Source organism: Clostridium sediminicola (assembly GCF_050402865.1).
In the GTDB taxonomy this organism is placed as follows: domain Bacteria; phylum Bacillota; class Clostridia; order Clostridiales; family Clostridiaceae; genus Clostridium_AF; species Clostridium_AF sediminicola.
In genome coordinates this window covers 314,524-333,695 of record NZ_BAABMF010000003.1, presented here as the reverse complement: position 1 = coordinate 333,695, position 19,172 = coordinate 314,524, and the positions used below count along the sequence as shown (strand labels likewise).

Sequence of the window (19,172 nt, the reverse complement as noted above, 5' to 3'; positions counted from 1 at the left end):
GAATAAGGGGGCATAATATGAGTTATACAATTACATTAATACCAGGTGACGGAATAGGACCAGAGGTTATGGAGGCAACGAAAGCTGTAATAGAAGCTTCTGGAATTGAAATAAAATGGGATGTAGTAGAAGCGGGAGCAAAAGTGGTTGATGAATATGGGACTCCATTACCACAATATGTTATTGATAGTATAAAGAAAAATAAAATTGCTATTAAGGGACCAGTAACTACACCAGTAGGAAAAGGTTTCAGAAGTGTTAATGTAGGTTTAAGACAATCTCTTAAACTTTATGCCAATGTAAGACCAGTTAAAACTTATAAAGGGGTACCTTGCAGATATGAAGATGTAGATCTAATTATTGTAAGGGAAAATACTGAAGGTTTATATGCTGGTATAGAACATATGGTAGGAGACGAAGCTGCTGAAACTATTAAAGTTATAACTAAAAAAGGTTCTGATAGAATTTGTAAATATGCTTTTGAATTAGCAAAAGCTCAAAAAAGAAAAACAGTTACTACTGTTCATAAAGCAAATATTATGAAACTAACAGATGGTTTGTTTTTAAAATGTGCTAGAGATATTGCTGAAAACTACTCTGATATAGAATCAAATGATATGATTGTAGATGCAATGAGTATGAGATTGGTTCAAGATCCTACAAAATATGATGTTCTAGTAATGCCAAATTTATATGGAGATATAGTCTCAGATATGGCTTCAGGTCTTGTTGGAGGACTTGGTATAGTTCCTGGTGCAAATATAGGAGAAGATATTGCAGTGTTTGAAGCAGTTCATGGTTCAGCACCTGATATAGCAGGTCAGAATATTGCAAATCCTACAGCGGCAATTTTATCTGGGGTTATGATGCTAAAACACTTAGGGGAATTTGAAGCTGCTGAAAAAATTGATAATGCGGTTTCAAAAGTCTTAGCAGAAGGCAAAGTTGTTACATCAGACCTTGGTGGTACAGCAAAAACAATGGAATACGCAAATGAGGTAATTAAGAATATGTAAAAGCTTCCCGAATGGGGAGCTTTTTATTTTTAATGCATAATTCACTTTAATCAATGCACAATTCACAATGCACAATTGAGGATACCTTTCGCAAGCGAAAGCTTTTAATTAATAAAAAGGTAAAATGATTTATTTTACGTTGGTAAAAGTACATTAAATAAAATGTTTCTTAGTGAAATAATTATACAATATTTGCTTAGTTTATAAATGTAGTTAATTATTAAAAAACAACAAATAATAGAGGTTCAACTTTGGGTAAACTCAATAAACAAGCCGTTTAAACCTTGGTATGAATAATGTGGTGCCAGGGTGGGAGTGATGAAATTGTGTATAAATATAAAAAAATATTGCATAAATATAAAGTTTGTTATATAATAAGTGCAAGGAAAATAAAAAGTTTAAATACAGGGGGAAAATTAACATGAAAAAATTAATTACAATTTTATTAACTCTTGCAATGGGGACAAGCATTTTAGTGGGATGTGGAAGTAACAATAAAAATAATGCTAATGAAAGTGATAAAGCATCAGGAAGTGCTCAAGAAGGTGATATTTCTCTTTCTAGAGTTCAAGATTTAGGAAAGATTACAGTGGGTCTTGATGATTCATATCCACCAATGGAGTATAGAGATGATGATAATAAACTTGTTGGGTTTGATATAGATTTAGCTGAAGCTATAGGTGATAAGATGGGGGTTGAAGTTGAGTATGTGACAACTGAGTTTAGCGGGATTTTACTAGCACTTCAATCTTCAAAATTTGATATGATATTATCTGCATTAAGTATCACTGATGAAAGAAAAGAAAGTATTGGATTTACAGATGCATATGTACAAGGTGGTCCAATATTAGTAACTTTAAAGGATTCTGGTATTGAGAAAGCAGAAGATCTTGATGGTAAGGTTCTTGGATGTCAAATGGGTTCTACTGGACAAAATGCAGCTGAAGAAAGTTTGAGTTTTACAAAAGAATTGAAAAAGTATAGTAAAATTACAGAAGCTATTATGGACTTAAAAAATGAGAGAGTAGATGCAGTAATTATGGATGCTCAAGTAGGGGGATATTATTTAGCAAAAGATACTGATAGTGATGTATTTAAAGTTCTTGATGAAATGGTAAATGAAGAACCAATGGGCATTGGATTAAGACAAGAAGATAAAGAATTAACAGAATCTATTAATAAGGCCATTGCAGAGTTGAAAGAGGACGGAACATTATCAAATTTATCTCAAAAATGGTTTGGTTACGATGCTTATAAGTAAAAAAATTAACTTTTGAAATAAATATATCTACCCTTGTATGTATTATATAAGGGTAGATGTTCTGATATATAGATAAATTAAGCAAGTCATAAATTAACTGGAGGAAAATATTATGGATTTAGAATTTCTAATAAAAATACTTCCAATATTATTAAAGGGAAGTATAATGACAGTTCAATTAACAGTTTTATCTGTTTTTATAGGTAGTGTTATAGGAATAATTTTTGCACTAATGAAGATATCAAATAATGTATTTATATCTAAAATTGCTACTTTTTATACATGGATTTTTAGAGGAACACCTTTGTTATTACAACTATTTGTATTTTATTATGGATTGCCAGTTGTAGGAATAAAGTTAGAACCTTTTTCAGCAGCTTTACTAGGCTTAAGTTTAAATTCTGGAGCTTATATGGCCGAAATTATAAGGGGTGGAATAATATCTATCAACAAAGGTCAATTTGAAGCGTGTAAAGCAATGGGATTTACTTATTTTCAAACAATGAAAAGAGTCATCTTACCTCAAACATTCAAAAATATTATACCAGCAGTAGGAAATGAATTTATTACTATACTTAAAGATACATCATTAGTTCAAGCAATTGCTATGGAAGAATTAATGAGAAGTGCTCAACTAAGAGTATCTGCAACAGGGAGACCATGGGAACCATACTTAGTTGCTGGGTGCTTATATTTATTCATGACAACTATTTTTACAGTAATTTTCTCTGGAATTGAGAAGAAATTATCGGTATACTAGAGATAAACCTACGCAAACTTAATCTATACATGTCCAAAATCTCAGACATTAATGAGTTATGGACATGTATAGATTAGTAGTTGGAGTGGTTTATCTATAACGTTGAGCTTTAGCACTTTAAAGGGGGAAATAAAATGGAAGATTTTATAATGATAGAGACAAAAGGGTTATCTAAGAATTTTGGAAGTTTAGAAGTTTTTAAAGATTTAAATGTAAAGGTACATAAAGGCGAGGTTCTTGTAATTATTGGGCCTTCTGGTTCAGGTAAAAGTACATTTTTAAGATGTTTAAACCATTTAGAAGTACCAACTAATGGAGAAGTTTATGTAGAAGGTGAAAAGCTAGATGTTAAAAATAAAGTAAAAATGAGAGAGACAATTGAAAAAATGGGTATGGTTTTTCAAAATTTCAATCTATTCCCTCATATGACGGTAATGGGGAATGTTATAGAAGCACCTATAACTGTAAAGAAAGAAGATAAAGAGAAAGTTATTAGTAGAGCTGAAAAAATAATTGAAAAAGTTGGTCTTAAGGATAAAATGGAAGCTTATCCATCAAAACTATCAGGTGGACAAAAACAAAGAGTTGCAATAGCTCGTGCTCTTAATATGGAACCAGATATTATGTTGTTTGATGAACCTACTTCAGCACTTGATCCAGAACTTGTAGGAGAGGTTTTAAATGTAATGAAAGACCTAGCAAAAGAAGGAATGACTATGGTGGTAGTAACTCATGAAATGGGATTTGCAAAGGAAGTTGCGGATAGAGTAATATTTATGGATGGGGGTAAAATTGTAGAAGAGGCACATCCTGATATAATATTCAATAATCCTAAAGAGGAAAGAACTAAGGAATTTTTAAATAAAATACTGTAGGAACAAATACATATACGTTCATATACAATAAAAAACTCTAGATGTAAAAGTCTAGAGTTTTTTATTTGAAAAATATTTATGTATATTTATAAATTTTTATTGCATAATTATAAATTATGTAATATAATATGTATAAGAAATCAAACAAATAAAAAAATAAAATTATTTATATATAATATTTCGGGAGGGAAAATAATTATGAAAGAAAAAGTGGTTTTAGCATATTCAGGAGGACTAGATACTTCTATAATTATTCAATGGTTAAAGGAGAATTATGATTTGGATGTAATTGCTTGTTGTATAAATGTAGGACAAGATGATGATTACGAAGCTGTAAAAGAAAAAGCTATAAAATCTGGAGCGGAAAAGATTTACGTAGAAGATTTAACAAAAGAGTTTATAGAGGATTATGTATTCCAAGGTTTAAAAGCAAATGCTAAATATGAAGGTAAATATTTACTGGGAACTTCTTTTGCAAGACCTTTAATGGCTAAAAAATTAGTAGAGATTGCACATAAAGAAGGAGCAAAATATATTTGTCACGGATGTACTGGTAAAGGAAACGATCAAGTTAGATTTGAAGTTGGAATTGCTTCTATTGACCCTACAATAAAGATAATAGCTCCTTGGAGAATATGGGATATAAATTCAAGAGAAGATGCTATTGACTATGCAACTTCTAAAGGAATAGAGATAACTGTAACTAAAGAAAAAATTTACTCAAGAGATAAGAATTTATGGCACTTAAGTCATGAAGGTGGAGATATTGAAGGGTTACAAAATGATCATAAGAGAGACATGTATCAAATGGTTACACCACCAGAATTAGCAAAAGATGAGCCAACATTTGTAGAAATAAACTTTGAAAAAGGTATTCCTACAAAAATAAATGGTGAAGAAATGTCACCAGTTGAAATAGTTAAAGTTTTAAATAAAATTGGTGGAGAAAATGGTGTTGGAGTAGTTGATATGGTTGAAAACCGTCTTGTGGGTATGAAATCTAGAGGGGTTTATGAGACTCCAGGTGGTACAGTACTATATGCTGCTCATCAAGAATTGGAAGAAATCACAATTGATAAAGATACATTACACTATAAATTTATGATAGCTCAAAAATATGGAGAGCTTGTATATAATGGACTATGGTTCTCAACTTTAAAGGATTCATTAGATGCATTTGTGAGTAAAACTCAAGAAACTGTAACAGGTTGGGTTAAATTGAGATTATATAAAGGGAATATTATGGTAGCTGGAAAATCATCTCCATATGCATTATACGATGAAGGTATATCATCATTTGGAGCTTCTGACTATGACCATAAAGATGCCGAAGGATTTATTAATCTATTCTCATTGCCTAGCAAAATAAGAGCTTTGAAATTTGATAAATAAGTTAAATATGCTACAATGATATTAATAATTAGTTTATTGTGCTAGCTCAAATTTTTGACTAGCACAATGTTTTTTTTAATAATAATTAAATGAAAATGGAAAGGATGAGATAGATGAAACTTTGGGGCGGTAGATTTAAAGATGAAGAAAGTAAGTTAATGGAAGATTTCAATAGCTCTTTAAGCTTTGATAAGAAACTTTATTTTCAAGATATAACAGGAAGCATGGCTCACGTAAAAATGTTATCAATTCAAGGAATCATATCTGAGAGTGATAAAGAAAAGATATTAGAAGGGCTTAATTCAATCTTGGATGATATAAATAATGAAAAACTATTAATTGAAGGGGACTATGAAGATATACATAGTTTTGTTGAAACTAATTTAATTAAAAAAATTGGTGATGTAGGTAAGAAACTTCATACAGCTAGGAGTAGAAATGACCAAGTAGCTGTAGATATGAAGATGTATTCAAGAGAAAAAGCAAAAGAAATAATTGAAAATGTAGCCCTACTTATGGATACAATGAAAACTGTTGGTGAGAACAATCATGTAATGATGCCGGGTTATACTCATTTACAGAGAGCTCAGGTTGTTACTTTTACGCAGCATATTATGGCTTATTATAATATGTTAAAAAGAGATAAAAAAAGACTTGAGAATGCAGTGGATATTTTAAATGAAAGTCCTTTGGGATGCTGTGCTTTGGCAGGAACTACATATAATACAAAAAGAGAGTTAACTGCTAAAGAACTTAAATTTGATAAACCTGTTGATAATTTTATGGATGGTGTAAGTGATAGAGACTATTTATTAGAGTTGATGTCAGATTTCTCTATAATAATGATGCATTTGAGTAGGTTAAGTGAAGAATTGATATTATGGAGTAGTAAGGAATTTGATTTTGTAGAAATAAGTGATGCATATTCTACAGGTAGTAGTATAATGCCTCAAAAAAGAAATCCTGATGCTGCTGAATTGATTAGAGGAAAAACAGGTAGAGTATATGGTGACTTAATGAGTCTTTTAACTACAATGAAGGGTATACCACTAGCTTATAATAAAGATATGCAAGAAGATAAAGAACCTTTCTTTGATGCTTCTGATACAGTTCTTAAATGTATAAAGATTATGAATGAAATGATTAAAACAATTAAAGTTAAAGAAGATAATATGTATGCAGGTGTAAAGAAAGGATTTTTAAATGCTACTGAAGCTGCAGATTATCTTGTGAATAATGGGATGCCTTTCAGAGATGCTCATGGGGTAATAGGATCTATAGTATTGTATTGTGAAGAAAATAAAATTGCTATAGAAGATATGAAATTAGAAAAATTAAAAGAGTTTAGTGATTTATTTGCAGAGGATATTTATTCATTTGTTGATTATAAAAACACTTTATCAAGGGGAATAAAAAAGGAAATGTAATTTTCTATGTCCTTGCTATAACTCTGATAAAATTTAATAAAATATTGATTTTCAATTGACATGCTATGTTTTTTGTTATAGAATCAGTTTGGTATTAAAAATTGAATAAATATTTAGGTAGAGGTGCAGTAGTTATAAGTACCAAAGTGGAGGTAAGCACAGTGAAGCTTTGGAAAAGGAATTATTGCCGAAATATATAACTAATGCTTTGATGTTATGTATTGGGCTTGTATACAATATATACAAGACTGTCACGAGTCGTGGAGAGCTATCATTCATTGATTATAAATTTGTTTTTGTATTTAAATGTTTTGAGAATCTCTCAAAACATTTTTTTTGTTTTCTCTACTAAATTTATTCCTTTTTAAACTATTAACATAAATTAAGGGGGAAATATTATGAAAAAACGTAGTATATTTATTACTACATTAGTTTTAATGCTTGTTATGGTTTGCACAACGGCATTTGGGGTTGAACAAGCAGTTAAAGAAGCTAACGCTGCAAAATTTGGACTTTGGACTTTGTTACCACCATTAATTGCTATTGTACTAGCGTTTATTACTAAGAATGTTGTATTATCACTTTTTATCGGAGTATTTACTGGAGGAATTTTACTTAATATAAATGGGTTAAATATTTTTTCAGCAATGTTTTATGGTTTTTTAAGAGTTGTAGAGGAGATACTAGCATCACTAGCGGATTCATGGAATGCAGGAATTATTCTTCAATGTCTTGCAATTGGTGGTCTTATAGCATTAATAACAAAAATGGGTGGAGTAAGAGCTATAGCAGAAGCATTAGCTAAAAAAGCAAAAAGTCAAACAAGCACTCAATTGATTACATGGTTCCTTGGTTTATGTGTTTTCTTTGATGACTACGCAAATGCTTTAATAGTTGGTCCTATTATGAGACCAATAACAGATAAAATGCGAATATCAAGAGAAAAATTATCTTTTATTGTAGACTCTACTGCAGCACCTATTGCAGGTATTGCATTAATATCTACTTGGGTAGGATTTGAGTTAGGTGTAATTAAAGATGGATACGATTCTATTGTAGGGTATGCTGGAGCAGTAGTTAAACCTTATAATATATTTATAGAAACAATTCCATTTAGATTTTATAATATATTAGTTTTAGTATTTATAGTATGTACTGCAATATTTCTAAGAGAATTTGGACCTATGTTAAAAGCTGAAAGAAGAGCAAGAAAAACAGGTAAAGTATTAAGAGATGGTGCAAAGCCAATGGTTTCAGATGAATCAACAGAGATGGAACCTGTTGATGGTACTAAACTAAAAGTATCAAATGCATTAGTACCAGTTTTAGTTCTTGTAATTGGATCATTTTTAGGATTTTATTACAATGGGTATGTAGCTATTTCAGGTGGCGAAGATACTGCTCTTATTGAATTATTAAAGAATAGCCCTGCATCAATGTTGGCAATTCGTGAATGCTTTGGAGCATCTGATGCTGCTATAGTATTATTCCAAGCTGCGTTATTAGCAGGTATAGTTGCAATGATTATGGGTGTGGTTCAGAAGATATTTACTATCAGTGAAGCAATTGATACATGGGTAGTAGGTTTGAAATCAATGCTTATTACAGCGGTTATTTTACTATTAGCATGGTCATTAAGCGGAATAATCAAAGAATTAGGAACAGCTATATTTATAGTTGATAAGGTGTTAGCAGTGAATTTTCCTGCATTCTTATTACCATCATTAATATTTGTATTAGGTTCTATTATTTCTTTTGCAACTGGAACTTCTTATGGAACAATGGGTATTTTGATGCCATTAACTATTCCTTTGGCATATGCTTTAGACCCAACACATTCATATATGGTTGTTGCAATTAGTGCTGTACTAACAGGTGCAATTTTTGGAGATCACTGTTCTCCAATTTCAGATAGTACAATCTTATCATCTATGGGATCTGCTGCAGACCATATAGATCATGTTAAGACGCAAGTTTTCTATTCATTAACAGTTGCAGCTGTAACAATATTATGTGGTTATATTCCAGCAGGACTTGGAGTTTCAATTTGGATTCTTTTACCTGTAAATATTTTAATCATAGCTTCTATCGTTAGATTTGTTGGAAAACCTGTAGAAGCATAATAATATGATAGAGATTTTAATCAAGAGTACTGAATAATTTCAGTGCTCTTTTTGTTATTCAAACCTAAACTCTAAACTCTTAACTAATATATATGTCTACATGTAACTTTTTACTTTATTCTAATGTTAAACTTATTTTATATAAAGTATTAGGTAAATGATTTTTAAGAGGTAGAGGTAAAATCCTAAAAAGTTCAAGTGCTTTTCAGGATTTTTTCTCTTCTCCAGCACCTATATAGGTTAATGCTGTTCCTAACACAATAATCCATTCTCCTATAAGTATTTTATATGTTGATTGAAGATTCTTTATATCATGAGTATTTTTTATGCAGCATCTTAGTAATAAATATTCCTTCAAAATTGCTATAGCTAAAATAAGTCTTCCAACTAAATATAGAAGTCTTATTGGTTGTCTTAAATTATCTGGGTTACATCCTAAATCTTGTTCTTCATTTTCTTTATGTTTAATTTCACAAAGTTCATTTTTCTCAAGAGAGATTGCTTTTAGGAAAAGTGAGTCTGCTAATAATTCAAACAAAACTACTAGCTTACCTAATTTGAAATATGGTTATATATGGATTTTAAACTCATAAGAATAAAGAATACATCTTTGTATTACTATTGGAATAGTAATAAGGGAGTGTTATAATGATATTGCTATTCGTGATGTATAAGGATGAATGAAACTAAAAGAAAAGAATCTATATCAAGAAAAAGGTGGCAAAACATTGAATAATTTAGCAGTTATAAATCAAAAAAAAACTAGTAATCTTACAAGACTTATAGCAGTATCTATAGGACACTTTATTAATGATTTTTATATGAATCTTATTCCGCCAATATTATTTTTATTCGCAAACAGTTTGTCTTTAAGTCTAACACAGCAAGGATTTATAGCATTTGTAATAACAAGTAGTGGTACATTTGCGCAACCTATTATCGGTAGTTTTGTGGACAAGTATGGGAGAACATATCTTTTAATTATATCTATATTATGGATAGGTATTTGGATGAGTTTAACGGGAATAGTTACAAATTATTATTTATTTCTTTTAATAGTTTTTATGGGCGCATTAGCATCCTCGTTATATCATCCTTTGGGAAGTGCTACTGCAATCATGTTGGGCAATAAATCAAGAGGGAAAAGCATTTCTATTTTTATGACTATTGGTGGTTTTGCTGCATCCGTTACACCATTAATAACTATACCTATAGTAAAAAACTATGGTACTGATAAGCTAATTTATTTTATGATTGTTGCATTTGTTACTGCAGGATTAATGTATATTTTACAAGTTCATAAAATTGAAATTACAACTAAAGTAAAGAAAACAAAAGATTCTGAGGAAAAGGCTAATCATTTTTCACTAAAATGGATATCAGTTATAGTTTTTATAGCTACAAATAAATTTTTTATTGTAAGGACATTTTTGACTTTTGGAATACAAATATTAGTTTTAAAAAATGTTGATATAAAAATTGCCGGAATAATACTTTCTTCATATCTCTTTATGAATGCTGCTGGTACGATTACAGGTGGGTTTTTAAATGATAAATTTGGTAGTAAGAAAGTTATACAAATTTCAAATGCGTTAGCTCTTATAATAATATTAATGATAATTTTTGGCTCAGGGATGATTTCTATGATTGCTTTTATATTTTTAGGATTTACTTTTAGTTGTACTAATGCAGCCAATATTGTATTTACACATGATTTAATGCCAGATAAAAAGAACACAGGAACAGGTCTGATTATGGGACTTTCAGGAGGGATAGGTGGACTAGGAATATTTGTGTTTGGTAAGTTAGCAGATCATTTGGGGTTAATCTCAGCAACACCTTTTGTACTTATACCTGTAGTAATGGTGAATATACTATTATTGTTTATACCAAAAAAAGTAGCTTAGTAAGCTTGTGTGGTGGATTGATTTTTTTATAGTTTGTATTGCATATCTTGTAGGAAGAATATATTTATTTGGTATCTGGTTAAACTATAGTTAAGTTTAATTGAATTATTTGATGATAAAGGGATAATTTATTAACTATAGATTGGGGAATTAAATAATGAATAAAGAAGTTATTTCCGATAAACAAGGAGTATCGCTTGTAACTCTTTTTATAATTGGGGAATCTAGCATACTGGTATCTGGTATAACAGCAAAAAAAGAATTATGGTTGGCTATTATTTTTGCGATATTTATGGTATTACCTTTTATATTTTTATATAGTAAATTATTTAATGTTTCCACAGATAAAAATTTGTTTGAAATAATTGAGATTACCTTTGGAAAATTCATTGGAAAGGGGATAATCTTAATATATACTTGGTATACTTTTGATTTAGCATCTTTAGTTCTAATAGACTTGGGTCAATTTATAAATATTGTTAATTTGGATAGTACCCCAATAATTGTGATAATTATATGTATTATGATTCTATGTGCTTGGATAGTAAAAGAAGGAATTCTAGTTATGGGTAAGTTTGGGGAATTATTCTTGAATGTACTTGTCATTTTATCTATTTTTGGAATATTATTACTCGTTCCTAAGATGAACATAAATAATCTTCGTCCTATATTATATAATGGGATTAAACCGGTTATTAAAGGTGCTTATGAAGTATTTATTTATCCTTTTGGCGAAACGGTAGTGTTTACTATTGCTTTTTCTACTCTAAAAAGCAAGAAATCTATTTATAAAATATATAATCAGGGTTTGCTAGTTGGAGGAATATTTTTATTAATGACTTCATTAACAATTGGTTTAGTTATAGGAATAGAGCATGCATCAATATTGTATTATCCAGCATATGAAGCTATTGAAAGAATAGATGTTGGAAATGTTTTGCAAAGAATAGAAGTGATATCGGGTGTTATATTTGTAGTGGGATGCTTTATTAAAATTAGCATTTATTTATTGGCAACATGTAAAGGAGTTGCTAAGATATTTGAATGTAATAATTATAGATTCATAGTAATGCCTATTTCACTACTAATTGTAAATCTAACATATTTTGAATTTGATAGCATTATGAGTTTTAATGAATGGATTTTTGAGGTATGGATATATTATGCTTTTTTATTTATAGTAATTTTGCCTATTATTATATGGTTTGCTTGTGAAATAAAAAAGAAACAATTATCAAAGTGATTCATATAGAATTATTGGAATTAGAATTGAAATATAAAATTTCATACAAATTCTATTTTGACAATTGGAGCTAAAAATGATATAAATAAATTAGTTATACGACTGACGGAAGTGGAATTAACCACATGAAGTATAGCAAATATGAGCCGACCGTCTGGGCAAAGAGCCCGGATAGTAGGCTCTTTTCTTATACTAAAAGGAGTGTAGCAAAATGAAAGAATTAGAATTAAAGTATGGATGTAATCCAAATCAAAAACCATCAAAAATTTATGCAAAAGCTGGTGAACTGCCTATAAAGATATTAAATGGAAAACCAGGATATATTAATCTATTAGATGCCCTTAATGGGTGGCAATTAGTGAAAGAATTAAAAGAAGCTACAGGATTAGCTTCCGCTGCATCATTTAAACATGTAAGTCCTGCAGGAGCAGCCTGTGCTATTCCATTAGATGAAACATTAAAGAAGATATATTTTGTAGAGGGTGTGGAATTATCAGATATTGCTGTTGCTTATGTTAGAGCTAGAGGAGCTGATAGAATGTCTTCTTATGGAGATTTCGTAGCTTTATCCCATGAGTGCGATGAACAAACAGCGACATTCTTATTACGTGAAGTTTCTGATGGTATTATCGCTCCATCCTTTTCAAAAGAAGCATTAGATATTTTAAAAAGAAAACGTAAAGGGACATACGTTGTTATTCAAATTGACAAGGATTATGAACCAAAAGAATTAGAAACAAAAGATGTGTATGGAATTACATTTGAACAGAGAAGAAATGATGTAAAGATAAGATCAGATATATTTGAAAATAAACCTACAGATAATAAATCTATTCCACAAAATGCGAAAAGAGATTTAATGATAGCTTTGATTACATTAAAATATACTCAATCTAATTCTGTTTGCTATGTAAAAGACGGTCAAGCAATTGGTATTGGAGCAGGCCAACAATCAAGAATTCATTGTACAAGGTTGGCAGGAAATAAAGCAGACATATGGTATTTAAGGCAAAATCCTAAGGTATTGAATTTGCCATTTAAATATGATTTAAAAAGAGCTGAAAGAGATAATGCTATTGATGTATATATTTCAGAAAATTATTTAGATATTCTAGCTGATGGAATATGGGAAAATACTTTTGTGAAAAAACCAGAGCCTTTTACACATGATGAAAAAATAAAATGGCTACAAAATTTCAATGGGGTAGCACTGGGTTCAGATGCGTTTTTCCCTTTTGGAGATAACATAGAAAGAGCAAGAAAAAGTGGTGTCTCTTATATTGCACAACCAGGAGGTTCAGTAAGAGATGATAATGTAATTGAGATATGTGATAAATACAATATTGCTATGGCATTTACAGGAATTCGCTTATTTCATCATTAAATTTAAAAATAAATAGTGAAACAAAATCAATTTCTAGTGAGGAAAGATATTCCTTGCTAGTTTTTTTATATCAAAATTTAGTTAATTATATGAGTGTTCTTTTAAAATGCAATAACTAATTTAAGTTATTAATGAATGTTTTTTTAGACATGTTAAACCAAGTAATAAAATTTTATTAAGAAATAAAATTTCATATAATCTAACTATCTTTTGTAGAAATAGCGCAAAAAATGTAGTTATTGTTTGATTAATAAATAAAATGAAGTAATAAAATAATAGAATAACCCATATAAGTAATTAAATAAAATTTTATTTCATTAAAACATTGACATAAATGTAAAAATAAGCTAATATAGAAAATGAGATTGGTAAAATTATACAATAGTATGGTTGGTACTAAAAATACATAGGGGGGAAACCTAATACATGAAAAGAAAATTTTTAAGCGTATTATTATCTGTAGCTTTGGTTGCTACCGTTATAACTGGGTGCGGCAGCAGTAGTTCAAATGACAAAACTAACACAACTAATACTAAGGAAACATCTTCAAAAGAAGCTGATGCTGGTGATAGTGTAACTCTTGAGTTTGCTCAGTGGTGGGAACCTGAACTTCCTGACGGTGCTTTTAGAAAACTGATGGACCAGTTTGAAAAGCAGAACCCTAACATCAAAGTTGAACTCATTAGTGGTCCTTATTCTTCTACGAAGCAACAAGTTATTGCGGGTGCGGCAGCAGGCACAATGTCAGATGTTGTTGGTTTGGACGGAGCTTGGGTAAGTGATTTCGTTAATCAGGGAGCTATTACTAACTTGACTGATTTAATGAGTGAGGCCGGATATGATGATAGCCAGCTTGCATCACAGATTAAGTTAAATGGTGCTACTTATATGATTCCAGTTGTAAACTTTGTTTATCCTGTTTTCGTTAACCTAGATCTAATGGATAAAGCAGGTATTAAAGATCTTCCAAACACTAGAGGTGAATTTGCTGCAGCAGCTAAAAAATTCACCAATGCCGACAGTAACACTTATGGATGGATTCTTCCATTGTCACTACAATCTCCTAATGGTATCCAGAATGATGTTATGTCATGGGTATGGGCTTCAGGAGGAAGCATGATGAAAGATGGTAAGCCTGATGTAACTAATGATAATGTACGCAGTGCTATTGAATTTGTTAAAGGACTATATGATGATGGTGTTGTTACACCAGGGTCATTTTCTATGGCTGAGCAGGATAAAGTTGAAGAGTTTACAAATGGACGAGTTGGTATGATGGTTGATTCTCTAGCTCATATCAATACAATTCGTGAGAAGAATCCTGATTTGAAATTTGATGTTACTTCTATTCCAGCTGATGATAGTTATACTGGCAAAAGAGGACTACCTTATGCATCATGGGGTATAGGTGTTTCTGAAAACAGTAAACACAAAGCAGAAGCTTGGAAACTTGTTGAATTTCTTATGAGCGAAGAAGTTAACTCACAGTTATCATCTATCGCTAATGCATTCCCTGGTAATGTGAATTCTAAACCTGATTTTGTAGAAACTGATGAATTATTTGCTAAGGCATTTGATATATATAAGGAAGGTTATCCTGCAAACGAGTTTGTTGGGTTGCCAGTTGCTGAAGAACTTATGAGATTGTTTGATGAACAATTACAACTTTTACTTGATGGTGATCAAACAGTAGATGAAATGCTTGATAATGCGCAAAATGCTTGGAAGAAAAATTTCTAATGCATTAGTATGTTAAATAAAAGTTGCGCGGCGGTTTAGCCGTGCAATTTTCAATATGTAGAGATTACTTTTAAGAAGGGGGAAAGCTTTCTATGTTGACTAATAACAGTATAAGTAAAAGTACTAGGAAAAATCCACTACAAGTTTTAAAAAGAAAACTTGTTCCATATGCTTATTTATCACCTACGATTATTTTGATGACAGTATTGATGCTAATTCCTATAGTAATGGTTATAATATATTCCTTAATGGATAATGTTGTTATGAATAAAAATCCTGTTCTTGTAGGAATTGAAAATTACGTAGAAATCCTCACAGACAGTATTTTTCTTGAAACTATTTCAAATACACTATATTTTACAGTAATGAGCGTTATTTTTCATTTTGTGATTGGATTAGCATTTGCAATGCTTTTGAATGTGAAAATACTCCACTCTGCTACGAAATCTTTTTTTCGAGTTGTGTACGTTTTACCATGGGTATTTACCGCAACAATTATAGCAATTTTGTGGAGGCTTATGCTTAATCCAAATGGTATTGTAAACTATATACTTAATACATTAAACATCATTAGTAGTAATATTGAATGGTTTAGTTCTAGAAAGTTTGCTTTACATGCAATCACATATTTAAATATTTGGGCAGGTTATCCCTTCTTTATGATTAGCCTTCTTGCAGGACTACAAGGAATTCCTAGTGACCTTTATGAGGCAGCAACTATTGATGGTGCTAATAACATTAAGAGTTTCATATATGTTACAATTCCTCAACTTAAGCCTATTATCATAAGTATGGCTATGCTAGATTTTATTTGGACAATGCAGCAATTTCCGTTGGTATGGATGACTACAGGTGGTGGGCCGATTCATGCGACTGAGATGTTGAGTACTTATACATATAAATTGGCATTTAGTTCTTATAAGTTTTCTCTAGCATCAGCAAGTGCAGTTATTATTCTTATTTTATCAATGTGTGTAGCTTTATTTTATGTAAAGAATCAGAAAGCGAGGGATTAGCATGGTTTCAAAAAAAAGAAGAATACTTGCTAAGGTATTAATTATTATTGTACTTTTGATTGGTGCTATTTATGCAGGATTCCCTGTTCTTTGGATGCTTGTATGTTCATTTAAGCCCAATACAGAAATATTTGCTTACCCACCAAGCTTTATTTCAGATTCTTTTTCTTTCAGTGCATATAAGTCAATATTTAGTGATTCATCGAAGATTCGTTTTTTTATAAACAGTTATTTGGTTTCTTCACTGGTAACTATTTTCACTCTCATTGTTGGTATTTTGGCTGGATATAGTTTCAGTCGATATGAGTTCAAACTGAAAAAAACTTTAAATATGATTATTATCAGTGTACAGGCAGTACCGCCTATTACACTGTTGATACCTTACTTTAGTCTTATCGTTACAATGAAGTTGTACAATACTTATATGGCTTTGATATTTACTTATATGGTTTTTACACTTCCATATGCCATCATAATGATGACCGGGTATTTTAATACTTTGCCAAAGGAATTAGATGAGGCTGTAAAAATAGATGGTGCAAATTCTTTTGTTGCTTTGTGGAAAGTGCTTGTACCGATTTCTGTACCAGGTATTGTTTCAACAGGAATTTATACATTCATGTTGGCTTGGAATGAATATTTATTTGCACTTACTCTTACGAAGACAACTGAAATGAGAACAGTTCCTATAGGTATCCAATTGCTTATGGGTCAGCATTCCTACGAGTGGAATGAAATGATGGCTATGAGTATACTGGGATGTCTACCTGTTCTACTACTTTTTTTATTCTTCCAACGTTATTTTATTGGAGGTATGACAGTGGGTTCTATAAAAAGTTAAAATTAACTTTTTATTGTTAACTATACAAAATTATTATTTGATGGAGGTTATGAGTATGTTAATGAATATGAAAGATTTACTATCTGTGGCAAATGAGAATTATTTTGCTGTTCCAGCATTTAATATTAGTAGCAATATGTTACTAAGAGGTATTTTTGAAGTTTGTGAAGAAAAGCAGTCACCTGTAATTATTGCAATTCATCCTGATGAATTGAGTTTTGTTCGCCCTTCATTTGTAAAGTCAGTAATTGAGGAAGCTAATAATGCTACTATTCCTGTATGTATTCATTTAGATCATGGAGCAACATTTGAACAAGTAATGGAAGCAATTCAGTGTGGTTTCACATCTGTTATGATAGATGCTTCCAGCTACTCATTTGAAGATAATATCGCTATATGTAAGAAGGTTGTGGAAGCTGCTCATGCTGTCAAAGTTTCTGTAGAAGGAGAATTGGGTACCATAGGCACAACAGATGCTGAAGCTGAAGCCGGTGATGAAACAATTATTTTTACCAATCCTGAAAATGCTGTAACTTTTGTGGAAGCTACAGGTGTTGATTCTTTGGCTATTGCTATAGGTACTTCTCATGGTATCTATCCAAAAGACTTGAAACCTGAGTTGAAACTAGATTTACTTAAGAAAATCAAATCTAAAATTAGTATTCCTTTAGTTCTTCATGGTGGTTCAGCTAACCCTGACGAGGAAATTGCAGAATCAGTGAAATTAGGTATTAATAAAATTAATATTTCCAGTGATATAAAGGATGCTTTCTACAAGAAGTGTCGTGAAATTCTTGATGATCCTGTTATTAGAGAACCCAATTCTATTTATCCACCTTGTATTGATGCTATGAAAGAGGTTGCTTATCATAAGATCTCACTTTTTAAATCAGAAGGTAAAGCTTCACTCTATTAGAATTTTAACTTCTGCCAAAAAGTGAGTATATCAAAATGGAGATAGGAGAGATACTATAATGAAGGAAAAAATTATTTTGGGACTTGGCGATAATATAGATTATGAGATTGTCTGGAATTCTGAGGTCATTGAAAATTTAATTACTCAATATGAGATTAAAGATTATGAGTTGTCAACAAATTTAGAGATAAATAGTGAACGTGACTTAGTTATTTCTATCCTCGGTTTTTTAAAGTGCGAAAGTGGTGGTGAACGATTTGTTTCCTCGCAGGACATTATTGAGAAGTTTACACAAAGTTTTGAGAATAAAATCACCCTAGGAGGGACATCTGTAAGAGCTGCCATAGCAATGCGTAAGCTTGGATATATTTCTGCTCTTCATCTTGTAACTATAAACGATAATGTACGAAGACTAATTCCACAAGATAGTCCTTATGTTTGCAGTAATACAAAAGATAGCTCCTATCCTCATTTGATTGTGCAGTTTGGTAAAGATACTAGAGTGAAAGTAGGTGATATTAACATCTGCACTAACCGCGCAAATCGTATTATTTATAATAATGACTACGATAATATTGTAATGAAGCTTAATGAAGACTTTTCTAAACTTATTTCAGATGCAAGGATATTTTTGATTTCAGGATTCAATGCTATGCAAAGTAAGGAACTTCTAGCTAAAAGGATACAGTCTTTATTAAACATATTAAAAAAACTTCCAAAGGATGCTTTGGTTTATTATGAGGATGCATGTTTTTATGATGTAAGTTTTAGTAAACTAATTCACTCTACTTTAGTAGATAGTATAAATATTTATAGTCTTAATGAAGATGAGCTGCAAGCTTATCTTGGCAGAAAGCTGGATTTGTTGAATGCATCTCAAATGAAAGAAGCACTTGAGGATATTCAAAATTTGATTCCTGTACCATTAATTGTGGTACATTCTATGTATTGGGCTATTGCATATGGCAAGAATGCAATTAGTGTTTCAAAAGCTCTTAAAGGCGGAACTACTATGGCAACAACAAGATTCCGTTTTGGCGATGATTTTACAGTGGAAAATTACAAGGAAACAGAAAGTCTTCCGCTTAATGAAGAAGGGGTTATATTTGCAGATGAATTAAAAGAATTGCTAGGAAATAAAGTATGTTGTGTACCTGTTGTAAATGTTGAAGAGACAAATACAACAACTATTGGTCTTGGAGATTCATTTGTTGGAGGATTTTTGCCAGCTATGCTTCCATAGAATTTTAATTATATTAAAGTGTGGACTT

The 19,172-nt window shown here is 30.9% G+C and carries 16 protein-coding genes and 2 riboswitches; of the genes, 15 read left to right on the top strand and 1 reads right to left on the bottom strand.

The genetic code is table 11. The features are described 5' to 3' along the window. Positions 1-17 precede the first annotated feature (17 nt). The 7 genes from ACQ3F0_RS08305 (at position 18) to ACQ3F0_RS08275 (ending at position 8,854) form a co-directional block, all read left to right on the top strand. Positions 18-1,016 (top strand): isocitrate/isopropylmalate dehydrogenase family protein, encoded by a 999-nt coding sequence (locus ACQ3F0_RS08305; protein WP_428864744.1) that lies wholly within the window; start codon positions 18-20, stop codon positions 1,014-1,016. Positions 1,017-1,437: 421 nt separating this feature from the next. Further along, a complete protein-coding gene (locus ACQ3F0_RS08300) occupies positions 1,438-2,277 on the top strand; it encodes an amino acid ABC transporter substrate-binding protein (protein ID WP_428864743.1) in 840 nt (279 codons plus the stop codon). Between the two features lie 112 nt (positions 2,278-2,389). Further along, positions 2,390-3,037 (top strand): amino acid ABC transporter permease, encoded by a 648-nt coding sequence (locus tag ACQ3F0_RS08295; RefSeq protein ID WP_428864741.1) that lies wholly within the window; start codon positions 2,390-2,392, stop codon positions 3,035-3,037. Between the two features lie 134 nt (positions 3,038-3,171). Continuing rightward, entirely contained in the window at positions 3,172-3,912 is a 741-nt protein-coding gene (locus tag ACQ3F0_RS08290) for an amino acid ABC transporter ATP-binding protein (RefSeq protein WP_428864739.1), read from the top strand. 198 nt (positions 3,913-4,110) lie between these two features. Further along, positions 4,111-5,304: an argininosuccinate synthase gene (locus ACQ3F0_RS08285; RefSeq protein ID WP_428864738.1), complete on the top strand. Its 1,194-nt coding sequence runs from the start codon at positions 4,111-4,113 to the stop codon at positions 5,302-5,304. 113 nt (positions 5,305-5,417) lie between these two features. Further along, positions 5,418-6,731: an argininosuccinate lyase gene (gene argH, locus ACQ3F0_RS08280; RefSeq protein ID WP_428864736.1), complete on the top strand. Its 1,314-nt coding sequence runs from the start codon at positions 5,418-5,420 to the stop codon at positions 6,729-6,731. Between the two features lie 110 nt (positions 6,732-6,841). Beyond that, positions 6,842-7,010, top strand: a riboswitch (Lysine riboswitch). Positions 7,011-7,129: 119 nt separating this feature from the next. Continuing rightward, positions 7,130-8,854, top strand: a complete 1,725-nt coding sequence (locus tag ACQ3F0_RS08275; protein WP_428864735.1) for a Na+/H+ antiporter NhaC family protein — start codon at positions 7,130-7,132, stop codon at positions 8,852-8,854. A gap of 205 nt (positions 8,855-9,059) precedes the next feature. Here the strand turns inward: ACQ3F0_RS08275 and ACQ3F0_RS08270 are convergent, their stop codons facing one another. Beyond that, positions 9,060-9,392, bottom strand: a complete 333-nt coding sequence (locus ACQ3F0_RS08270) for a hypothetical protein (protein ID WP_428864733.1) — start codon at positions 9,390-9,392, stop codon at positions 9,060-9,062. A gap of 142 nt (positions 9,393-9,534) precedes the next feature. Between ACQ3F0_RS08270 and ACQ3F0_RS08265 the strand changes: the two genes are divergently transcribed. The 8 genes from ACQ3F0_RS08265 (at position 9,535) to ACQ3F0_RS08230 (ending at position 19,144) form a co-directional block, all read left to right on the top strand. After that, positions 9,535-10,761 carry an MFS transporter gene (locus ACQ3F0_RS08265; RefSeq protein ID WP_428864731.1) on the top strand — a complete coding sequence of 409 codons (1,227 nt, stop codon included), beginning with the start codon at positions 9,535-9,537 and terminating at the stop codon, positions 10,759-10,761. Between the two features lie 157 nt (positions 10,762-10,918). Continuing rightward, positions 10,919-12,004, top strand: a complete 1,086-nt coding sequence (locus ACQ3F0_RS08260) for a GerAB/ArcD/ProY family transporter (protein WP_428864729.1) — start codon at positions 10,919-10,921, stop codon at positions 12,002-12,004. An 88-nt stretch (positions 12,005-12,092) separates the two neighbouring features. Next, a riboswitch (ZMP/ZTP riboswitch) is annotated at positions 12,093-12,171 on the top strand. Between the two features lie 44 nt (positions 12,172-12,215). After that, on the top strand, positions 12,216-13,388 hold the full coding sequence (locus ACQ3F0_RS08255) for a phosphoribosylaminoimidazolecarboxamide formyltransferase (RefSeq protein ID WP_428864727.1): 1,173 nt from the start codon (positions 12,216-12,218) through the stop codon (positions 13,386-13,388). 426 nt (positions 13,389-13,814) lie between these two features. After that, on the top strand, positions 13,815-15,128 hold the full coding sequence (locus tag ACQ3F0_RS08250) for an ABC transporter substrate-binding protein (RefSeq protein WP_428864725.1): 1,314 nt from the start codon (positions 13,815-13,817) through the stop codon (positions 15,126-15,128). Positions 15,129-15,220: 92 nt separating this feature from the next. Beyond that, positions 15,221-16,144, top strand: coding sequence for a carbohydrate ABC transporter permease (locus tag ACQ3F0_RS08245; protein WP_428864724.1), 924 nt, complete (start codon positions 15,221-15,223; stop codon positions 16,142-16,144). 1 nt (position 16,145) lies between these two features. After that, on the top strand, positions 16,146-16,985 hold the full coding sequence (locus ACQ3F0_RS08240; RefSeq protein WP_428864723.1) for a carbohydrate ABC transporter permease: 840 nt from the start codon (positions 16,146-16,148) through the stop codon (positions 16,983-16,985). A 55-nt stretch (positions 16,986-17,040) separates the two neighbouring features. Continuing rightward, the gene (locus tag ACQ3F0_RS08235; protein ID WP_428864721.1) at positions 17,041-17,901 is read left to right on the top strand and encodes a ketose-bisphosphate aldolase; all 861 of its coding nucleotides are present in this window, start codon (positions 17,041-17,043) and stop codon (positions 17,899-17,901) included. Between the two features lie 58 nt (positions 17,902-17,959). Continuing rightward, positions 17,960-19,144, top strand: coding sequence for an ADP-dependent glucokinase/phosphofructokinase (locus ACQ3F0_RS08230; RefSeq protein WP_428864720.1), 1,185 nt, complete (start codon positions 17,960-17,962; stop codon positions 19,142-19,144). Positions 19,145-19,172 lie beyond the last annotated feature (28 nt).

Coding starts and splice junctions, on each gene's coding strand:
- ACQ3F0_RS08305 (WP_428864744.1), top strand. CDS start 18: ATGAGTTATACAATTACATTAATACCAGGTGACGGAATAGGACCAGAG.
- ACQ3F0_RS08300 (WP_428864743.1), top strand. CDS start 1,438: ATGAAAAAATTAATTACAATTTTATTAACTCTTGCAATGGGGACAAGC.
- ACQ3F0_RS08295 (WP_428864741.1), top strand. CDS start 2,390: ATGGATTTAGAATTTCTAATAAAAATACTTCCAATATTATTAAAGGGA.
- ACQ3F0_RS08290 (WP_428864739.1), top strand. CDS start 3,172: ATGGAAGATTTTATAATGATAGAGACAAAAGGGTTATCTAAGAATTTT.
- ACQ3F0_RS08285 (WP_428864738.1), top strand. CDS start 4,111: ATGAAAGAAAAAGTGGTTTTAGCATATTCAGGAGGACTAGATACTTCT.
- argH (WP_428864736.1), top strand. CDS start 5,418: ATGAAACTTTGGGGCGGTAGATTTAAAGATGAAGAAAGTAAGTTAATG.
- ACQ3F0_RS08275 (WP_428864735.1), top strand. CDS start 7,130: ATGAAAAAACGTAGTATATTTATTACTACATTAGTTTTAATGCTTGTT.
- ACQ3F0_RS08265 (WP_428864731.1), top strand. CDS start 9,535: ATGAAACTAAAAGAAAAGAATCTATATCAAGAAAAAGGTGGCAAAACA.
- ACQ3F0_RS08260 (WP_428864729.1), top strand. CDS start 10,919: ATGAATAAAGAAGTTATTTCCGATAAACAAGGAGTATCGCTTGTAACT.
- ACQ3F0_RS08255 (WP_428864727.1), top strand. CDS start 12,216: ATGAAAGAATTAGAATTAAAGTATGGATGTAATCCAAATCAAAAACCA.
- ACQ3F0_RS08250 (WP_428864725.1), top strand. CDS start 13,815: ATGAAAAGAAAATTTTTAAGCGTATTATTATCTGTAGCTTTGGTTGCT.
- ACQ3F0_RS08245 (WP_428864724.1), top strand. CDS start 15,221: ATGTTGACTAATAACAGTATAAGTAAAAGTACTAGGAAAAATCCACTA.
- ACQ3F0_RS08240 (WP_428864723.1), top strand. CDS start 16,146: ATGGTTTCAAAAAAAAGAAGAATACTTGCTAAGGTATTAATTATTATT.
- ACQ3F0_RS08235 (WP_428864721.1), top strand. CDS start 17,041: ATGTTAATGAATATGAAAGATTTACTATCTGTGGCAAATGAGAATTAT.
- ACQ3F0_RS08230 (WP_428864720.1), top strand. CDS start 17,960: ATGAAGGAAAAAATTATTTTGGGACTTGGCGATAATATAGATTATGAG.